The organism is Pseudomonas sp. PDM27, from assembly GCF_019219205.1.
Taxonomy (GTDB): Bacteria; Pseudomonadota; Gammaproteobacteria; order Pseudomonadales; family Pseudomonadaceae; genus Aquipseudomonas; species Aquipseudomonas laurylsulfatiphila.
Genome location: NZ_JAHUWF010000001.1, coordinates 384,931 through 403,551, shown reverse-complemented (window position 1 = coordinate 403,551; position 18,621 = coordinate 384,931). Strand labels below are relative to the sequence as shown.

General features: G+C 60.2%; 15 protein-coding genes. 13 read left to right on the top strand and 2 right to left on the bottom strand.

What is annotated here, in order from left to right:
* The first annotated feature begins 76 nt into the window (after positions 1-76).
* From KW838_RS01910 to KW838_RS01900, 3 genes are all read left to right on the top strand, one after another.
* Positions 77-529: a VOC family protein gene (locus KW838_RS01910; protein ID WP_218500166.1), complete on the top strand. Its 453-nt coding sequence runs from the start codon at positions 77-79 to the stop codon at positions 527-529.
* A gap of 376 nt (positions 530-905) precedes the next feature.
* Positions 906-1,187: a hypothetical protein gene (locus KW838_RS01905; RefSeq protein WP_218500165.1), complete on the top strand. Its 282-nt coding sequence runs from the start codon at positions 906-908 to the stop codon at positions 1,185-1,187.
* A 327-nt stretch (positions 1,188-1,514) separates the two neighbouring features.
* The gene (locus tag KW838_RS01900; RefSeq protein ID WP_218500164.1) at positions 1,515-2,714 is read left to right on the top strand and encodes a patatin-like phospholipase family protein; all 1,200 of its coding nucleotides are present in this window, start codon (positions 1,515-1,517) and stop codon (positions 2,712-2,714) included.
* Positions 2,715-2,888: 174 nt separating this feature from the next.
* Here the strand turns inward: KW838_RS01900 and KW838_RS01895 are convergent, their stop codons facing one another.
* The gene (locus tag KW838_RS01895) at positions 2,889-4,031 is read right to left on the bottom strand and encodes an acyl-CoA dehydrogenase family protein (RefSeq protein ID WP_218500163.1); all 1,143 of its coding nucleotides are present in this window, start codon (positions 4,029-4,031) and stop codon (positions 2,889-2,891) included.
* A 125-nt stretch (positions 4,032-4,156) separates the two neighbouring features.
* On the bottom strand, positions 4,157-5,170 hold the full coding sequence (locus KW838_RS01890) for an AraC family transcriptional regulator (RefSeq protein WP_218500162.1): 1,014 nt from the start codon (positions 5,168-5,170) through the stop codon (positions 4,157-4,159).
* Positions 5,171-5,284: 114 nt separating this feature from the next.
* On the opposite strand from KW838_RS01890, the gene KW838_RS01885 reads away from it, so the two are divergent.
* The 10 genes from KW838_RS01885 (at position 5,285) to KW838_RS01840 (ending at position 18,583) form a co-directional block, all read left to right on the top strand.
* Positions 5,285-6,469 (top strand): lipid-transfer protein, encoded by a 1,185-nt coding sequence (locus KW838_RS01885; RefSeq protein ID WP_218500161.1) that lies wholly within the window; start codon positions 5,285-5,287, stop codon positions 6,467-6,469.
* A 10-nt stretch (positions 6,470-6,479) separates the two neighbouring features.
* Positions 6,480-6,920, top strand: coding sequence for a MaoC family dehydratase N-terminal domain-containing protein (locus tag KW838_RS01880; RefSeq protein WP_007973380.1), 441 nt, complete (start codon positions 6,480-6,482; stop codon positions 6,918-6,920).
* A 12-nt stretch (positions 6,921-6,932) separates the two neighbouring features.
* The gene (locus tag KW838_RS01875; protein ID WP_095967153.1) at positions 6,933-7,355 is read left to right on the top strand and encodes a MaoC family dehydratase; all 423 of its coding nucleotides are present in this window, start codon (positions 6,933-6,935) and stop codon (positions 7,353-7,355) included.
* Between the two features lie 32 nt (positions 7,356-7,387).
* On the top strand, positions 7,388-8,221 hold the full coding sequence (locus KW838_RS01870; protein ID WP_008059174.1) for an SDR family NAD(P)-dependent oxidoreductase: 834 nt from the start codon (positions 7,388-7,390) through the stop codon (positions 8,219-8,221).
* Positions 8,222-8,277: 56 nt separating this feature from the next.
* The gene (locus KW838_RS01865) at positions 8,278-9,855 is read left to right on the top strand and encodes an arylsulfatase (RefSeq protein WP_218500160.1); all 1,578 of its coding nucleotides are present in this window, start codon (positions 8,278-8,280) and stop codon (positions 9,853-9,855) included.
* Between the two features lie 230 nt (positions 9,856-10,085).
* Positions 10,086-11,519 (top strand): coniferyl aldehyde dehydrogenase, encoded by a 1,434-nt coding sequence (locus KW838_RS01860; protein ID WP_218500159.1) that lies wholly within the window; start codon positions 10,086-10,088, stop codon positions 11,517-11,519.
* Positions 11,520-11,530: 11 nt separating this feature from the next.
* Positions 11,531-13,147: a GMC family oxidoreductase gene (locus tag KW838_RS01855; protein ID WP_218500158.1), complete on the top strand. Its 1,617-nt coding sequence runs from the start codon at positions 11,531-11,533 to the stop codon at positions 13,145-13,147.
* Between the two features lie 85 nt (positions 13,148-13,232).
* Positions 13,233-14,909, top strand: a complete 1,677-nt coding sequence (phaC, locus tag KW838_RS01850; protein ID WP_218500157.1) for a class II poly(R)-hydroxyalkanoic acid synthase — start codon at positions 13,233-13,235, stop codon at positions 14,907-14,909.
* Between the two features lie 87 nt (positions 14,910-14,996).
* Positions 14,997-15,833, top strand: a complete 837-nt coding sequence (gene phaZ, locus KW838_RS01845) for a poly(3-hydroxyalkanoate) depolymerase (protein WP_218500156.1) — start codon at positions 14,997-14,999, stop codon at positions 15,831-15,833.
* Positions 15,834-15,862: 29 nt separating this feature from the next.
* Entirely contained in the window at positions 15,863-18,583 is a 2,721-nt protein-coding gene (locus KW838_RS01840; RefSeq protein ID WP_218500155.1) for a LuxR C-terminal-related transcriptional regulator, read from the top strand.
* The last annotated feature ends 38 nt before the right edge of the window (positions 18,584-18,621 follow it).

Sequence of the window (18,621 nt, the reverse complement as noted above, 5' to 3'; positions counted from 1 at the left end):
GCATGCTCACGCCTGGGGAGGGCGTGAGCATGCCTCAGGCCGGGCGTCGGGCCCCTTCAAGCGCCAGGGAGACACCATGACGGTCAAGCGCATGGACAACATCGGCATCGTTGTAGAAGACATCGACGTTGTCATTGAGTTTTTCACCGAGCTGGGCCTTGAGCTCGAAGGGCGCGCCCCCATTGAGGGCGACTGGGCAGATGGCGTCACAGGATTGCGCGACATGCGCGTCGAGATTGCCATGATGCGCACGCCGGACGGTCACAGCCGGCTCGAAATTTCCCGATTCCTCGCACCCCCCGTGGTGGCCGATCACCGCCGCGCCCCGGTGAACGCGCTCGGTTACCTGCGAGTCATGTTCACTGTGGAAGACATCGACGACACACTCGCCAGGCTCCACAAATATGGCGCAGAGCTCGTCGGCAAAGTGGTCCGGTACGAGGAGATGTATCGTCTGTGCTACATCCGGGGCCCCGAAGGCATTCTCATCGGACTTGCCCAGGAGCTCGGGCAGCACGCTTCTCGATGAGCGGCACCACCGGAGCGGTTGCAAGCGCGAGAGAACCTGGGTGCCTTGCATATCGCTGATCTTAACGATTGAAGTTCAGCATTAACCTAGTTGGCTTGTCGGCTTTATTATTGGTTTTCCAATAGTTAAACAGTCGGTTTTTATGTTTGATGGAATTCGATGCTGCATAAAAAGCTAGCAGATATCGCATATTGACAGGTAGTCAGGCCAAAATTACCATTCGGCGCCATGAACTTTAAGGCAGCTAATCACGGGTATCTTGCATTTGCTCCGACACCCGGGTGGAAATATATATTCATGTGCCTGTTGTGTCTGCAGTATTGCTGAATGCCGAGCCTGTCAGATTCAAACTAAATGTGCGTTAAGGCGAGCCAAAGTGAAAAAGTCACTCATTCTGTTGACCCTGCTTGCACCCCTTATCGCCATTGCTGGCGAACCTGATCATCTGGCCATTTGCAACGAGCTCAAGCCCGATATCACTCGTAGTTACGGCGTGCACAACTTGATGCTGGTGGATAACGGAAGTTCATACGTGTCGAGTGAAGGGGTTGTGCTCTGTGTATATGATGGTGTTATCCAGAAGTTATACGCTGATAGTTCCGTCAGGGTTATGGCAACACTGAATATCGCCAGCAATAAATACAATGTCCTGTTCTAATAGTGGGTTGTCACTCGCGAGCTAGAAGTTCTGGTAGCTCTTCTGCTGGTTATTGAAACCATGCTCTTTCATCAGACGCTCCAACCCGGCTTGTTGAATATTACGCTCAGCCCCTTGACCTGGTGAGTCCAACAGCTTTCGCATAAAACCTGGCGCGCGCGGCCAATGAGTTTTTTTATCAGGTAAAGGAGCGCAGAATGAGCAGCCCGGCGTTCGAATGAAGTGCCGCAGGCGGGGCTGGCGTGTAGTCATCTCGAGCACCAGGGGTAGGGACTCTCTCGGGGATGATGAGCGCTTGCTGACGACGGCAAGGGCTGGAGACGCGCTTTGAAACCATTCCCGCTCAGACCAGGCGCCTCAACCCTGGACATGTTTCTTCAAGCGTGTCTGCCACGTCGTGACGCTGTTCCGCCAACCTTGACGGAAAAAGCGATCATCCCCGGCATTCCCAATGCTCGCTACAGGCTGGACCACGACCTGACGCCTTTCATTGAGGATGCGGTTCAGTCCAACAAGCGTGAGAGCGAGGAGCTCGCCAAGGCCGGGAAGCCGAACCATATCCTGCCGCTGGCCAATATGCTGGCGGTTTCCGGTGGTGGCGATGCGGGCGCCTTCGCAGCGGGACTGATTGCGGGATGGACAACGCACGGGACTCGCCCCCGGTTCAAGGTCGTCACCGGCATCAGCGCGGGTGCCCTGGTCGCCCCGTTCGCTTACCTGGGGTCCGATTACGACAGCGTGATTCGGTATGTCTCCAACGCAATCGGCCCCAAAGACATTTTTCATTCGCGAAACGTATTAACCCGTTTTGCCAGCGACGGTATAGCGGACAGCAAGCCACTGTCGCGGCTCATCGCAAAATACGTCACTGCACAGACTCTTGAGGCCATTGCGACGGAGTACGCCAAAGGACGAATCCTGCTGATCGGCACAACCGACCTCGATTCGGGTCGGCCCGTCACCTGGAACATGGGCGCGATTGCCGCAAGCCAGGCACCGGGAGCGCTCGACCTCTTTCGCAACATCATGCTCGCGTCAATGAGCATTCCCGGTGCAGTCTCACCCGTCATGATTGATGTGGATGTTGACGGCAAACAGTTCCAGGAAATGCACGTGGACGGAGGGGTCATCACCCAAGTGTTTCTTTACCCACCCAGCACCGTGATGGCGCTGAGCAAAGCCACCGGAGCACCGCTGCGATTCGACCGTCATTTCTATGTCATTCGTAACGGGACACTGGAGCCGCAGTGGTCCGGGACCAAGCGCCGTACATTGAGCATCGGCGGCCGAGCCATCAGTGCCTTGATTCAAACCCAGGGGATCAGCGACCTGGAGCGTATCTACCGTATGGCGCAACAGGATGGGGCGGACTTTAATCTTGCGTACATCGGCTCCGACTTCAACTTTGCGCACGATCGGAAATTCGATGGCGAGTACATGAAGCGTTTGTTCGATTACGCCTTTCAACTCAGCGCGAAGGGTTATCCGTGGCATAAATTGCCGTACCTGGAAAACGCTAAACGGTGAAGCAACCGTTGAAGAGAGGCTGGAGCAACTGCGTCGGTCGGGAGTGTTGGCTTTCGGAGCAGGAGGAGGGAGGCAACAACAGAAGATGCCCGCTTCGATGAGCGGGCTTTTCATTCAAGAAAGAAGCAGGCACCAGGGAGGGGCGACTGCAAAAGTAGAAGGCGCAGCCCAGACCTACAGCTGACGAGCGATCAGGTCCTTCATGACTTCATTGGCACCGCCATAGATCTTTTGTACGCGCGAATCGACAAACATCCGGGCGATAGGGTATTCGTCCATATACCCGTAACCACCGAACAGTTGCAGCAGTTCGTCGGTGACCTTGCACTGCATATCGCTGCACCACAACTTGGCCATGTAGGCGGCTTGAGGATCGAGCTTGCCGTCGAGCAGGCGCTGGGTACAGTCGTTGACGAATGTGCGGGCGATGTGGGTGATGGTGGCACACTCGGCCAGCTTGAACTTGGTGTTCTGCAGGTCGAACAGTTTCTGGCCGAACATCCGGCGTTCCTTGGCGTAGTCCGTGGCCAGTTCCAGCGCACGCTCCATGACCGCCACGGCGGGCACAGCCAGCAACATGCGTTCATAGCAAAGTTGGCTCATCAGCTGGATGAACCCGTTGCCTTCGACCGGGCCGAGCAGATTGGCGACCGGTACGCGCACGCTGTCGAAAAACATTTCGCATGTGTCCGAGCCATGCAGGCCGATCTTTTTCAGCTTGTTGACGCCGTAGCCCTTGAGGTTCCCGGTCTCGATCACCACCAGTGAAATACCCTTGGCGCCATCGTCGGAAGTGCGCACGGCGATCACCACCAGGTTGCCGCTGTAGCCGTTGGTGATGAAGGTCTTGGAACCGTCGATCACGTACTCGTCGCCATCACGACGGGCGCGTGTGCGCAGGGTCTTGAGGTCGGAGCCGCAATCGGGTTCGGTCATGGCGATGGCGGCGAAGAGCTCGCCGCTGGCCAGGCGGGGAATCCATTTTTGCTTCTGCTCTTCGGTACCGTAGTCGAGGATGTAGTGGGTGGCGATGGAGTGCACCGCAGTACTGGGCGGCATTCCGGCGCGAGCCAGTTCATCCAGGGCGACCAGTTGATAGGACAGCGGCGCGCCGGCACCGCCGTATTCCTCACTGATCTCCGGCAGCAGGAAGCCCATCTCGCCAAAGCCCTGCCAGATCTCGCGTGGCACGTAGCCCTGCTCGCGCCAGGCATCGTTGTGCGGTGTCATCTCATTGGCGATGTAGCGACGTACCTGGTCGCGATAGGCCTCGATGTCGCTATCCATCCAGGAATGTTGGTGCAGTTGGGGCAGCATAAGCTCGGTCTCCGCAATTTTGGGCTTCGCCACCGATGGCAGCGTGCGAAATGCGAGCCTAGAACGAGGGGCCGTGAGCGCACATAGCCGCTGGCCCCAAAGCTGTTGCACTTGACCTCAATCTGTCAGTTGCCCTTGCGAACCTGGCCCGGGGTCTGGCCGGTCCAGCGCTTGAAGGCGCGCTGGAAACTGGCGCTGTCGGCGAAGCCAAGTTCCTCGGCCAGCACCGGTGTCGGCAGCTTGCTGGTTTTCAGTCGGTAGATCGCCCAGTCGCGGCGCAGGCTATCGCGGATGTTCTGGAAAGAGGCGCCTTCCTGAGCCAGGTGACGTTGCAATGAACTGGCCGAGCAGTGCAGGGCGGCACTGGTCTGTTCAAGGTCTGGCCAGCCGCTATGGCGCGCGCGTTCTTCACGCAGATAAACCCGCACCCGATCGCTGACGCGTGCGGGTATGGCGGGCACCAGAAGGTCGAGCAGGGCCTTGGCCAGGTATTCATGCAGATGAGAACTGTCACGGCGCACGGGGGCCTGCAGTGCCTGGGAGTCGAACCAGATAGTCGAGAAGGCTGTGCCGAAGCGCAGTTCCGTAGGGAAGAGCTTGCGGTAGTCGCCAACCGATTCAGGTTGTGTGAATGCCACGTCGATACCAGCGGGGCGCAGGCTCCCGCCTTCCAGCCAGGCCATGACGCGCCAGATCAGTCGCAGAAACAGCACGTGGGCGAAATCGCGGGACTCGACCTGAGTGGTGAGGAAGTGCAGTTCGACCCTTACGTGCCGACCGTCGTCCAGCAGCACCGGGTCAAGGTCGTCTTGCAGGAGCCGCAGGGTGTGGGTGAATTCCCGCAGGGCGCCGTACAGAGTGTCGCCGGTCAGGGCTGAACGCATCATCAGCATGAAGCTGCCGCGGCGCAATTTTCGCGAAAACAGCGCGATGCCTTCGTCATCGAGACCCTTGATGGTCTTGCGCAGCAGCGCAACGTACTGGTCGACGGTGACGTGGTGGTCCAAGTCCTGAGGCTGCTGTGGATCGATCCCTGCGTCGCGTAGAAAACCCTCGATCTCGTAGCCGCGATCACGGGCTGCGGCGAGCAGGGAGGAGACGAAAACGGAGGCGAAGGTAACGGGGGTTGGATTCGACATTGGTGGATTCTGCAAGTCATTTGCGGCGCCATGACATTGGCGGTTTTGCGCACGGCCATCACATTAAGCCCACAAAGTCACACCGTGCCGCAACTTAAATTCAGGAAAGCCGCTATGAGTCGCAATGTCTATGTGATTGGGGTCGGCATGATCCCTTTCGTCAAGCCGGGCGCCAACGCGCCCTATCCGCAAATGGCCGCTGCCGCCTTGCGTGCCGCGATGGTCGATGCCGGCGTGGGTTACGCGCAGGTAGAGCAGGCCTACGTCGGTTACGTCTATGGTGACTCCACAGCAGGCCAGCGCGCGCTATACGAAGTCGGCATGACCGGAATCCCGGTGGTCAACGTCAACAACAACTGTTCCACCGGTTCCAGCGCGCTGTTCCTGGCCAACCAGGCAGTCAGCGGCGGTTCGGCGGAGTGTGCCCTGGCCCTGGGTTTTGAGCAAATGAGCCCGGGTGCGCTGGGCACGCTCTTTGGCGACCGCCCCAGCCCCTTCGAGCGCTTCGACCTGGCCACCGATGAGTTGGTCGGGCACGCCGGCATCCCGCTCGCACTGCGCTACTTCGGTGGCGCTGGCCTGGCGCACATGCAGGAGTTCGGCACCCGCCTGGAAACCTTTGCCAAGATCCGCGCCAAAGCCAGCCGCCATGCCGCCAACAACCCGATGGCGTTGTTCCGTAACGTCGTCAGCGCCGAAGACGTGATGAACTCGCCCGCCGTCTGGCCCGGCGTGCTGACGCGCCTGATGGCTTGCCCGCCGACCTGCGGCGCCGGGGCGGCGATCCTCTGTTCGGAGGACTTTCTCAAGCGCCACGGCCTGAAGGGCGCGGTGCGCATCCGTGCGCAATCCATGACCACCGACACGTCCAGGACGTTCGATGCGAGAGACATGCGCGAAGTGGTCGGTTTCAGCATGACCCGCACGGCCGCGCAGAAGGTCTACGAGGCGGCCGGAGTCGGTCCGCAAGATATCCAGGTCGTCGAGTTGCACGACTGTTTCGCACAGAACGAGCTGCTCTCCTACGAGTCGCTGGGCCTGTGCCCGATCGGCGGGGCGGAGCGCTTTGTCGAGGATGGCGATAACACTTATGGCGGCAAGTTCGTCACCAATCCTTCCGGCGGGTTGCTCTCCAAGGGCCATCCACTGGGCGCCACCGGCCTGGCCCAGTGCACCGAGCTGGTCCAGCAGTTGCGTGGCGAGGCGGGTCCACGCCAGGTAGACGGCGCGCGTCTGGCTCTGCAACACAATCTCGGGTTGGGCGGCGCCTGCGTCGTCACCCTCTACGAAAAAGTCTGAGGGGCGACGGATGATCGACAAGAAGTGGATCGGCCACGAACTGGCCGCCACCACGATGACGCTTGAGCGCGGGCGTCTTTGCGCATTCGCCCGGACCATTGGCGAGACCGACCCGTTGTACACCGATCTCGCTGCCGCCCAAGGAGCCGGCTTGTGCGACGTGCTGGTCCCGCCGACATTCCTGTTCGGTGCCGAGCTGGATGCCGGCACCGTGGACAGCATGCTGGCGGATCTGGAAATCCCGATCGCGAAGATTCTTCACGGTGAACAGAGTTTCACCTATCACAAGCCGGTGTGTGCTGGGGAAACGGTCACCGTGAAGTCGCGGATCGCCGATATTTTCGACAAGAAAAACGGTGCGCTGGAGTTCCTGGTCAAGACCTCGCAAGTCCACAACGACAAAAACGAGCTGGTCGCCGAGTTGCGCACCGTGCTCGTGGTCCGCAACTGAGGAGTCCCGACCATGAGTCATTCACTGCAACACGTGAAGGTCGGTGACCGGCTGCCACCCCTGACGCTGGCGGCGGTCGACCGCACCACGCTGGCGCGGTTCGGTTGCGCCTCGGGCGACCTCAACCCGATTCATATCGACGTGGATTTCGCCCGCAAGGCCGGCATGCCGGACGTGTTTGCCCACGGCATGTTGAGTATGGCCTGGCTGGGTCGCCTGCTGACCCAATGGGTGCCGCAAAGCCGGCTGCGCAGCTTTGGCGTGCGCTTCCAGGGCATCACTCACCTGGGGCACGTCATCACCTGCAAGGGCCAGGTAACCGAGATCGTCGAGGTCAACGGCGAACGCTGCGCCAGGGTCGAAGTGGCCACGGTCAACCAGTACGGCCAAGTCAAGATCGTCGGCGACGCGTTGATCGCCATCGCCATTGGCTAACCCCTTTTTTCAACCTTTTGCGGAAGAGACAGATGAGCAAGAAACTCGAAGGTAAAGTTGCCCTGATTACCGGTTCCGGTCGTGGAATCGGCCGTGCCATCGCCCTGAAGCTGGCAGCCGATGGTGCCCGCGTGGTGGTCAATGACCTTGACGCCGAGCCGGCTCAGGAAGTGGTCGAGGCCATCAAGGCCATGGGCGGTGAAGCCGTTGCCTGTATCGGCAGCGTTTCGGCGCCTGACTTCGCCGAGCGCTTCGTCGGCACCGCGGTCGAGCATTACAAGGGGCTGGACATCATCGTCAACAACGCTGGCTACACCTGGGACAGCGTGATCCAGAAGATGACTGACGAGCAGTGGTACGCCATGCTCGATGTGCACCTTACCGCGCCATTTCGCATCCTGCGCGCGGCGCAGCCGGTCATCCGCAGCCTGGTCAAGGCTGAACAGGACGCCGGTCTGCGTAACATTCGCAAAGTGGTGAACATTTCCTCCGTTGCCGGGTTGTTCGGTAATGCCGGTCAGGCCAACTACTCCACCGCCAAGGCCGGTATCACCGGCATGACCATGACGCTGGCCAAGGAGTGGGGGCGCCTGAACACCACCGTCAACTGCGTGGCCTACGGCTTTATCAAGACTCGTCTGACCGAAGCCACCGCTGACGGTAACGCCACCGCCGAGATCGAAGGTCGCGAGATCAAGGTCGGCATCAACCCTGACCTGATGACCATGCTCGAGCGCAGCATTCCGTTGGGGCGTGCCGGTACCCCGCAAGAAGCTGCCGGCTCGGTGTACATGTTCTGCATCCCCGAGTCCGACTATGTCAGTGGCCAGACGTTGATCTGTAGCGGCGGTCTGACCGGAATCTAAGCGCCACCGCTGTCCGGACAATCCGAAGCATTCAGTCAAAACAACAAGGACAAATCATGAAAGACAAGCGCGCGTGGTTGTCGCGGATAGCCCTGGTGGGCGTCTCGTTGATAGGCCTTTCGGCGACAGCCGGGGCGGCGGATAAACCCAATATTCTGGTGATCTTCGGCGACGATATCGGCCAGACCAACATCAGTGCCTATAGCCACGGCGTGGTCGGCTACAAAACACCGAACATCGATCGCATTGCCAACGAAGGCATGATGTTCACTGACTACTACGCGGAGAACAGTTGCACCGCAGGACGTTCTTCGTTCATCACCGGCCAGACGCCGTTGCGTACGGGCCTGACCAAAGTCGGAATGCCTGGTGCACCAGTCGGCCTGCAGGCGCGCGACATTACCATTGCGCAGGCACTCAAGGCTCGGGGCTATTCGACCGGTCAGTTCGGCAAGAACCATCTGGGTGACCGCGATGAGTTCCTGCCGAGCAATCACGGTTTTGACGAGTTCTTCGGCAACCTGTACCACCTCAATGCCGAAGAAGAACCCGAGCGTGCCAATTGGCCTAAAGATGATCCGGACTTTGTCAAGGTCGCCACACCGCGTGGGGTCATCCATTCCTATGCCGATGGCAAGATTGAAGACACCGGCGCACTGACCGCCAAGCGCATGGAAACCATCGACGACGAAACCACCGCCGCCGCCCAGGCGTTCATCGAGAAACAGGCCAAGGCAGACAAACCGTTTTTCGTGTGGATGAACACCACCCGCATGCACCTGTTTACCCATGTGCGCGACTCGATGAAAGGCCAGAGTGGCATGCCCGGCAACGAGTACGCGGACGGCATGCTCGAGCACGACGGTGACGTCGGCAAACTGCTGAAAACCCTCGACGACCTGAAAATCGCCGACAACACCATCGTCGTCTACACCACCGACAATGGTCCGAATCAGTTTTCCTGGCCGGACGCGGCAACCACACCGTTCCGCAACGAAAAAAACTCCAACTGGGAAGGCGGGTTCCGTGTGCCGGCGATGGTTCGTTGGCCGGGCAAGATCAAGGCGGGTGAAGTGTCCACTGAAATGTTCTCCGGTCTCGACTGGTTCCCGACCTTGCTGGCGGTAGCGGGTGATACCGACGTCAAGGAACGCCTGCTCAAGGGGGCGAATTTTTCGGGCAAGAACTTCAAGGTGCACCTGGACGGCTACAACCAGCTCGACTATCTGACCGGCAAGGCCAAGAGCGGTGCGCGCAAGGAGTTCTACTACTTCAACGACGACGGCGTGCTGGTCGCGTCGCGTTTCGGTGACTGGAAGGCGGTGTTCTGCGAGCAGCGCAAGCCAGGAGGTTTCGAGGTCTGGAGCGAACCTTTCGTCTGTCTGCGGGCGCCGAAGATCTTCAACTTGCGCATGGACCCCTATGAAAGGGCGGACGTTGTTTCCAATCAGTACTACGACTGGATAATCAAGAACGCCTACCTGCTTGGTGTGGCCACGATGAAAGCCGCGAAGTTCCTGCAAACTTTCGTCGAGTACCCGCCCAGCCAGAAACCCGCCAGCTTCAGTATCGACCAAGTACGCAAGCGGGTGGATGCGCAGATTGAAGAGAACGCGCGGCAGCAGAAACAGTAGTAACCCATCGATGCCACCTCCGGGTGGCATCTTTGTTTGCGCGACGAAGATTTCACCCGAGTGTCGTGCCAGGCAAGGCGGCCGGCAACTGAGGTCAAGTGCAATAGCTTTGATGTCTTCGGCTATTTGAAGTCCACAGTGACGGCCATACCCTCTGCTCACGCAGCGATACCTGCATGGTTGAACGCGACAGTGGGTGTTGGTGGTCTTCAGTTCAGAGGAATCAAGGCATGATCCAGGAAATGGCGGTTCAGCGAGTGGCCCGCGTGTTCAATACCCAGCGTGAGGCTTTCCGTGCTCAACCTCATTCCTCGCTGGCTGAGCGCCAGGCCAATCTGATCGCACTGCGCACCCAGCTACGGCGTTACCAGGACGCCATTGTCGCGGCGATGAGCGCCGATTTTGGCCATCGCTCCGCCGTCGATACCAAGTTCCTTGACCTGATGGGTTGCATCTTGCACATCAATCACACCCTCAAGCATCTGGGGAGCTGGATGAAGCCAAGCCGACGCCCCACAGAGCTGCTGTTCAAAGGCAATCAGTTGTGGGTGGAGTATCAGGCAAAAGGCGTGGTGGGGGTCATATCGGCATGGAATTTCCCGGTTTACATTGCCGTTGCGGGTCTGGTCAGTGCGCTCGCCGCAGGCAACCGGGTGATGCTCAAGATGTCCGAGTTCAACCCGCACACCAACGAAGTCCTCAAGCGTTTGCTGGCAGAGGTGTTCGACGACTCGCAAGTGGCCCTGGTCGGTGGTGAGCTTGAAGACCCGGGTTTTTTCTCTTCGCTGCCATTCGACCACATCATCTTCACCGGGTCCCCTGGGGTCGGGCGTCTGGTCATGCGTGCCGCCGCAGCCAACCTGACGCCGGTGACACTGGAGTTGGGTGGCAAGTCGCCTGCGGTGGTGCTGGCGGACTACAACCTGAGCGATGCCGCGCGACGTATCGTTCACGGCAAGGGCACCAATGGCGGGCAGATCTGCATCGCACCGGACTACGCCCTGGTTCCCCAGGACGATATCGAGCGCTTCGTCGGCGAAGTGCGCCGCCAGTTCCAGGCGCTGTACGGCGAGCGGCCTGCCGCTAACGATGACTACAGTTCGATCATCGATGATCGTCAGTTTCAGCGCCTCCAGGGCCTGCTTGAAGATGCGCGGGCCAAGGGCGCCCGGATCATTGTCTGTGGCGAGGTTGCCCCGGGGCGCAGGATGCCGTTGCACATCCTGACGGGTGTGACCCCGGAAATGCGGGTGATGCAGGAAGAAATTTTCGGTCCGCTGCTGCCGGTATTGGGTTATGACAGCCTCACCGGTGTGGTGGCTCACATCAACAGCGGTCAACGTCCCCTGGCGCTGTACATTTTTTCAACCGACACGACGAGCATCGATCGATTGCTCAAACGGACCCATTCCGGTGGCGTGACCATCAACGATTGGGGCTGGCACGCTTTCAACCACGGTGCTCCTTTCGGTGGCACGGGAAATTCCGGTATGGGCAACTATCACGCAGAAGAAGGGTTTCGCGAGCTCAGTCACGCGCGAACTGTGTTCAAGAGGCGAACCTGGTTCCCCACCCATCTCTTCCATCCACCCTTTGGCGGCCGGCTGCAGAGCCTGGCGCTGGCGTTTTACCTGGGCAAGCCGGATGCGGATGTGAAGTCTTGAGGAAGATTGATATGAGTCAGAGTGTGTTCGATTACGTGGTGGTGGGTGGCGGCTCGGGTGGCTGTCCGGTGGCGGCGCGCCTCAGTGAGGATCCTCAGGTCAGTGTTTGCCTGCTCGAGGCCGGTGGCAGTGACAAGAAAGTGTTGATTCAGGCACCACCGGGCGTAGTGGTGATGATGCGCGAAGGTTTCCATAACTGGTCCTACGAAACCGTGCCCCAGCCGGGGCTCAACGGGCGCAAGGGCTACCAGCCGCGTGGCAAGGCGTTGGGCGGGTCCAGCTCGATCAACGGCATGGTCTACGTCCGCGGCCATCGCTGGGACTATGACCATTGGGAGAACCTCGGCAACCCCGGCTGGAGCTATGAGGAGGTTCTTCCGTATTTCAAGAAGTCGGAACACAACGAACGCTTTGGCGAGACCGAGTTCCATGGCGCTGGCGGCCCGCTGAATGTCGCTGAACTGAAGTCGCCGAGCCCTCTGTGCGAAGTCTTCATGAGCGCCGCCGAGGAGCAGGGCATCGCGCGTACTGACGACTACAACGGTCGCCAGCAGGACGGTTGTTTCCGCTACCAGGTGACCCAGAAGGACGGAGAACGGTGCAGCGCAGCCAAGGGCTACCTGTGGCCGATCCTTGATCGGAAAAATCTTCAGCTTTTCCTCCATGCTCCGTTCCACAGCCTGATCTTCGAGGGCAAGCGCTGCGTGGGTGTGCGTTACCACAACGGCAAGGATGTGCAGGAAGTGCGTGCCCGCCGTGAAGTGATTCTCGCCGCTGGCGCCTTTGGTACTCCACAGGCCTTGATGCTGTCGGGCATCGGGCCGGCCGAGGAATTGACGCGGCTGGGTATCCCGGTGCTGGTGGACCTGCCAGGCGTAGGCCAGAACCTGCAGGATCATATCGACTACACGGTGCCGTACAAGGTCAGTCATCCGGAGGGTTGCCTGGGCCTCACCGTGGGTTCCAGCGTCAAGCTGGCGGCTGCTGCCGTGGAGTGGGCGAGCAAGCGCAGCGGCATGCTGACCACCAATTTCGCCGAGGCCGGCGCCTTCCTGCGCTCCGATCCGGCGCTGGACAAACCGGACCTGCAGATGGTTTTCGTCACCGCCGTGGTCGACGACCATGGTCGTCACCTGCATTGGGGTTATGGCTACAGCTGCCATATCGAGGTACTGCGCCCGAAAAGCACAGGCACCGTGACCCTGCGCAGCCGTAATCCGCTCGACGCGCCGGTCATCGACCCACGCTTTTTCGATCGGCGTGAAGACATCGAGTTGCTGATCCAGGCGGCGAAGACCCAGGCCCGGATCCTCGAGTCCACCCATTTCGCCCGTTTCGGACCGCAACTGATCTATCCCGTCGACTGGAATGACGACCGGCAGATCGAGCAGGACATACGGCGTCGCGCGGATACCCAGTATCACCCGGTAGGCAGCTGCAAGATGGGCCCTGACAGTGACCCGCTGGCCGTAGTCGATGCGCGTCTGCGGGTGCGCGGTGTCGAAGGCCTGCGGATTGCCGACGCCTCGATCATGCCGACCATTCCCGGGGGCAATACCAACGCGCCGACCATCATGATCGGTGAAAAGGCTGCCGCCATGCTCAAGGAAGACGCGCGTCACCTGTGAGCCTGTCTGTGATTCGAGCTACTTCCACGAAGCGATCAAGGCCCCGAGCCACCAAGGGGCCTAGTGTCAAGCATGGGGTGTCACAATGGACAAAAATGATAAAGAGCTCTCCCTGCAAGCCGCCAAGCACACGCTGAGCCTGAATCCAGCGTTCGGCCCTCGCGGGCGCGACATACTCAGCAGCGCTCGCATGGTCCTGCAACAAGTGTTGAAGCAACCCGTGCACAGCGCCCGACACATGGCTGCGTTCGGCATGGAACTGAAAAACATCCTGCTCGACCGTTCGGAACTCAAGCCGGCGGCGGGGGACAAGCGTTTCGATGAGCCAGCCTGGCAGGGTAACCCGCTGTATCGTCGCTATATGCGGGCTTACCTGGCCTGGTGTCGGGAAATGAACGACTGGATCAGTAGCAGCAACCTCAGCGATCAGGATGCCAGCCGTGGCCAGTTCGTCATCAACCTGCTGGCCGAGGCGATGGCGCCGACCAACACCCTGGCCAACCCTGCGGCCCTCAAGCGTTTCTTCGAAACCGGTGGCAAGAGCATTCTGGATGGATTCGCGCACTTGACTCGCGATCTGATTGAAAACGGTGGCATGCCCAGTCAGGTGGACAAGACGGCCTTCGAGGTGGGCGGCAATCTGGGCACGACGCCTGGCGCGGTGGTGTTTCGAAACGAGGTGCTGGAGCTGATTCAGTACAAACCTCGAAGCGAGCAGGTGCTGGAACGCCCGTTGCTGGTGGTGCCGCCCCAGATCAACAAGTTCTATCTGTTTGATTTGGCGCCGCAGAAGAGCCTGATTGGTTTCCTCCTCGACAGTGGCATCCAGACCTTTGCCGTGAGCTGGCGCAATCCGGGCAAGGCGCAGCGCGAGTGGGGCTTGTCCACCTATGTCGAAGCCCTGAAAGAGGCGGTCGACGCAGTGCTGGCGATTACCGGCAGCACTGATCTGAACACCTTCGGAGCGTGCTCCGGAGGCAGCACCATGTCATCGCTTTTGGGCCACTACGCGGCACTGGGCGAGAGCAAGGTGAATGCCTTCACCCTGGTGGTCAGCATGCTCGATATTCGCCCCGACACCCAGGTCTCGCTGTTCGCTGATGAAAAAACCCTGGAGGCGGCCAAGCGCCGTTCCTATCAAGCGGGTGTGCTGGAAGGTCGTGAGCTGGCAAAAGTCTTCGCCTGGATGCGCCCCAATGACCTGATCTGGAGCTACTGGATCAACAACTACCTGCTCGGTAACGAGCCGCCGGCATTCGATGTCCTCTACTGGAACAACGACACCACCAACCTGCCGGCCGCGCTGCACGGCGAATTCATTGAGATGTACCAGACCAACCCGTTGGTCCGTGCCGGCGCCCTGGAGGTCTGCGGCACTCCAATAGATCTCAAGCAGGTCACCAGCGATTTCTATTGCATGGCGGGCCTGACCGACCACATCACCCCATGGGATGCCTGCTACCGCTCGATGCACCTGTTCGGCGGGAAGGGTGAGTTCGTGGTGTCCAACAGCGGGCATATCCAGAGCATCCTCAACCCGCCGGGTAACCCCAAGGCCCGCTTCATGACCGGCAGCAGCCTGCCGGTTGATGCCCAGGATTGGCTGGAAGGTTCCAGTAAAGAGACCGGCTCCTGGTGGACTCACTGGCTGGCCTGGTTGCAAGCACGCTCCGGTCAGAGCAGGAAGGCCCCCGTCAAGCTGGGCAACAAGGCTTACGTCGCGGCTGAAGCGGCTCCTGGCACCTACGTGCACGTGCGCTGACTCGCTGTAGCCGGACGGGCGCTTGCGTCCCGTCCTGTCCACGTTCCAGATCCCTTGGCCCGGCGCCGCAGAAGGAACCTCCGTAACATGTCACAGCCCTTTGTCTATCGCACCATCGAACTGGAGGGTGGGCACCTGCGCGTTGCCATTCGTCCAGGCAAGGCCGATCTGCCGCCATTGCTAGTCTTCAATGGCATTGGCGCCAACCTGGAGCTTTTGTTTCCATTCGTCCGGGCGCTTGATCCGGACATGGAAGTGATCGCCTTCGACGTGCCCGGTGTCGGCGGCTCCTCCCTGCCGAGCTTGCCTTACCGGTTTTCTGACCTGGCGAAACGGGTTTCGCGCATGCTCGATTATCTGGACGTTGGCCAGGTCAACGTGATCGGCGTGTCCTGGGGCGGAGCGCTGGCACAACAGTTCGCCCACGATTTTCCGCAGCGTTGCAAGAAACTGATCCTGGCCGCCACGTGTGCGGGCATGGTGATGCTGCCGGCCAAACCCAAAGTGCTCTGGAGGATGGCCACTCCGCGCCGTTACATCCAGCCGTCCTACGGCGCGCGGATCGCGCCGGACATCTATGGCGGCGCTTTTCGCCATGACCCGGCACTGGCACAAGCGTTCGCCAGCAAGGTGCGCTCCGGCGGCAGGCGCGGTTACTACCTGCAACTGCTGGCAGGCCTGGGCTGGACCAGCATCCACTGGCTGCATCGGATCCATCAACCGACCCTGATTCTGGCCGGCGATGACGACCCGATCATTCCGCTGCCCAACATGCGCCTGCTGGCCAGGCGCATTCCCAATTCGCAATTGCATGTGATCGGCGATGGCCATCTGTTCCTGGTGGCCCGGGCGCAAACCGTTGCACCGATCATCTCGTCCTTCCTCGCGCAGGAACGGCAGCGCGCTAGAATTCATCAAGCGTGACATGAGCAGTTCATTGGTTCGCTAGCCTTATGAAATCCTCCAACACGATACTCATCCGCACCAAATGGTCGCCGCCCCGAATCGATCCCCGGTCGCTGCCGCGCGAGCGTCTGCTGGAACTGATCGAGGCAGGGCGCGAGCGCAAGTTGACCTTGATCCTGGGGCCTGCGGGCAGTGGCAAGAGCACGCTGGCGGCGCAATGGCGCCAGCGCTTGATCGGTGCGGGGCTGGACGTCGCCTGGTGCAACCTGGGTGCCGACGACGAGACGCTCTGGGCGGCGTATCTGGTCGCCAGCCTGGGGGCCGCGGGCCTGGCTGTCGGCGACGATATCATTGGCCTGAGCGAGCGCACTGACCAGCGTTCGCTGGAGGTGTTGCTGTCGCTGCTGGTCAACGCGCTCTACGAGCATCCTCGATCGATTTATCTCTTCCTCGAAGACCTGCATTTCCTCTCTGCGCAGCCGGCATTGGCGATGATCCAGCGCCTGATCGATCTGGCACCGGACAATTTCCATCTGGTGATCACCACACGCCAGCGTCCGGCGCTCAATCTGTTGGCGATCGGCATCAAGGGGCAGTTGACCCAGATTGATTTTGCCGACTTGCGCCTGACGGCCGAGGAGCAGTTCAGTCTGCTTGAGCTCAATGGTCTTGAAAAGCTGTCCGGCGAGCAGCAACAACGTCTGTATGAGCTGACGGACGGTTGGGCCGCGGGCCTGCAGATCGGTGTCCTGTCACTTCGCCACAGCGGTAACTTTGAACAGAGCCTGCGAGCCTGTGGCGGCATGGTCATGGCGATCGATGAATCAGGTCTCGATGCCTACCTGGATGACTGCATCAGTCGTGTGCTTTCTGCCGGGCAAATCGCTGCCATGGTCCAGGTTTCGACCTGCCGACGATTCAATCGCGAGCTGTGCGTCGCATTGACGGGCAGCCCGGAGAACGCGGCGGTGCTTGACATATTGCTCGAGCAGAACCTGTTCCTGTTGCCGATCGACCTTGAGGGTCGCCTGCAGTGGTTCCGTTTCCACCAGATGTTTTCCGGGTATCTGCAACGGCGCCGCAATGAGCTGCCGGTTGTGGAGGTGATTCGGGTCAATCATGCCGCCAGCCAATGGTTTGCTGACCACGGTTTGTACGTCGAGGCGATTCGTCATGCTCAGGCAGCCCGGGATCTTGAGGGCAGCGTGCAGTTGCTGGCACGGGCGGCGAGGTCGTTGATCGGTGACGCGCATTTTGCACAACTGCTGCAGTTGGCCGACGAGTTGCCGCGTGAAGCCTGGTCCAAGCAGATTGACCTGCTCCTGGCGGTTGCCTGGGCAGAACTCACCTGCAATCGCATGGAGAGATTCGAGCTCACACTCGCCTCGATCGAAGCTCACCCGGAAGTCAGCCGGCCGGAAATAGACACTGAATTGCAATTGCTGAGGGCCATGTACCTGCTCAGGAGGGACGATACGACAGCTGTACTGGCGCTGCTCGAGCCCTTGATGGCGCAGCCGCCCAGCCAGCGCCACTTTCACCTGCTGATGCTCTATACCCTTGGTGGCGTGGCATTGCTCAAGGCGGGTCGAACAGTGTTTGTACGGGATCTGGTCTACAGCACGCGGGGTCTGCTCCGGCGCGCGCAAGGCCCTCGGGCCCGGCCGTTTTTCGATGCGCTGTGTGGCCTCAGTTTTTTTGTCCAGGGCGATATGAACCAGGCCCGCCGCGATCTCGAAGGTGTCCTGGTGCAAGTGACGCGCAACGAGTCGCTGGCGCAGGATGTCGCCATCTTCATCAAGTCCACCCTGGCCTTGACCTGCTATCACTTGAACAGCCTGGAAGCCGCCGGGGATTACGTTGAAGGCTGTTTCGGGGTCGCCGAGGTCCTGGGGACCTCTGACTGCATTTTGTATACCTACCTTGCCCAGGCGCATTTGCAGTGTGCTGCGGGCAGGCTGGAGGCGGCCCACGCCACCCTCGATCGATTGGGCGAGATCGCCGAAAGCATTGGCCTTGATCGCCTGCAGGCGTGGCGTTTTGCCGAGCAGATACGTATCGCCTGCCATCAGCACGATCTGGCCCGCGCGCGCGAGGCGTTTCGCAGATTGCGCGCGCTGGCCATGCCTTATCAGGGCAAGCGCGGTTGTGCCTGGGCGGAGATCCCCCTGGCCTGTGCAATGGCACACACGGCCTTGGCCCTGGCCGAAGGCGACTATCGATGCGCGGTCGAAGTAGGAGAAAGCTGGGCACTGGTCTGTCAGGAGTGGGGGCAGTTACAACCAGCCACCGTGCTGCGAATCCGTGTCGCCATTGCCAGGACAGCGCTCCATGAACCACAAGAGGCCCAGCGCCACCTGTCCACGGCACTGCGCAATGCCTGCGAATACGGGATGTTCCGGGTGTTTCTTGATGAAGGCGCGGCGGGGCTGCGCCTGCTGCAATCGCTTAGTGTCGATGCGCTGACAGCGTTGGAGCGTGACTACATTCAACACTGTCTGATGCACGGCGCCGATGCGCAGAGCGTCTCGAGCGGGACAGGTGAGGGTGGTCGAGCGCCTGCGCCTGGCAGCGATATCCTCTCGCCCCGTGAGCTTGAAGTGGTCGAACATCTGGCCCGTGGGCTGTCAACCAAGAGCATCGCCAAGGCCCTCGATCTTTCGCCTGGAACCATCAAGTGGCACCTGAAGAATATCTTCGGCAAGTTGGGTGCCTTTTCTCGCGAGGATGCAGTGAGCAAGGCGCGGCAAGTCGGGTTGCTCAACTAACGCAGCATCGCCTTGGCATCCTCGCAAAAGTCCAGGTA

Excerpts from the sequence above, each read along its gene's own strand:
- KW838_RS01910 (WP_218500166.1), top strand. The coding sequence starts at position 77 with ATGACGGTCAAGCGCATGGACAACATCGGCATCGTTGTAGAAGACATC.
- KW838_RS01895 (WP_218500163.1), bottom strand. The coding sequence starts at position 4,031 with ATGCTGCCCCAACTGCACCAACATTCCTGGATGGATAGCGACATCGAG.
- KW838_RS01840 (WP_218500155.1), top strand. The coding sequence starts at position 15,863 with ATGAAATCCTCCAACACGATACTCATCCGCACCAAATGGTCGCCGCCC.
- KW838_RS01865 (WP_218500160.1), top strand. The coding sequence starts at position 8,278 with ATGAAAGACAAGCGCGCGTGGTTGTCGCGGATAGCCCTGGTGGGCGTC.
- KW838_RS01885 (WP_218500161.1), top strand. The coding sequence starts at position 5,285 with ATGAGTCGCAATGTCTATGTGATTGGGGTCGGCATGATCCCTTTCGTC.
- KW838_RS01870 (WP_008059174.1), top strand. The coding sequence starts at position 7,388 with ATGAGCAAGAAACTCGAAGGTAAAGTTGCCCTGATTACCGGTTCCGGT.
- KW838_RS01860 (WP_218500159.1), top strand. The coding sequence starts at position 10,086 with ATGATCCAGGAAATGGCGGTTCAGCGAGTGGCCCGCGTGTTCAATACC.
- KW838_RS01875 (WP_095967153.1), top strand. The coding sequence starts at position 6,933 with ATGAGTCATTCACTGCAACACGTGAAGGTCGGTGACCGGCTGCCACCC.
- phaC (WP_218500157.1), top strand. The coding sequence starts at position 13,233 with ATGGACAAAAATGATAAAGAGCTCTCCCTGCAAGCCGCCAAGCACACG.
- KW838_RS01890 (WP_218500162.1), bottom strand. The coding sequence starts at position 5,170 with ATGTCGAATCCAACCCCCGTTACCTTCGCCTCCGTTTTCGTCTCCTCC.
- phaZ (WP_218500156.1), top strand. The coding sequence starts at position 14,997 with ATGTCACAGCCCTTTGTCTATCGCACCATCGAACTGGAGGGTGGGCAC.
- KW838_RS01880 (WP_007973380.1), top strand. The coding sequence starts at position 6,480 with ATGATCGACAAGAAGTGGATCGGCCACGAACTGGCCGCCACCACGATG.
- KW838_RS01855 (WP_218500158.1), top strand. The coding sequence starts at position 11,531 with ATGAGTCAGAGTGTGTTCGATTACGTGGTGGTGGGTGGCGGCTCGGGT.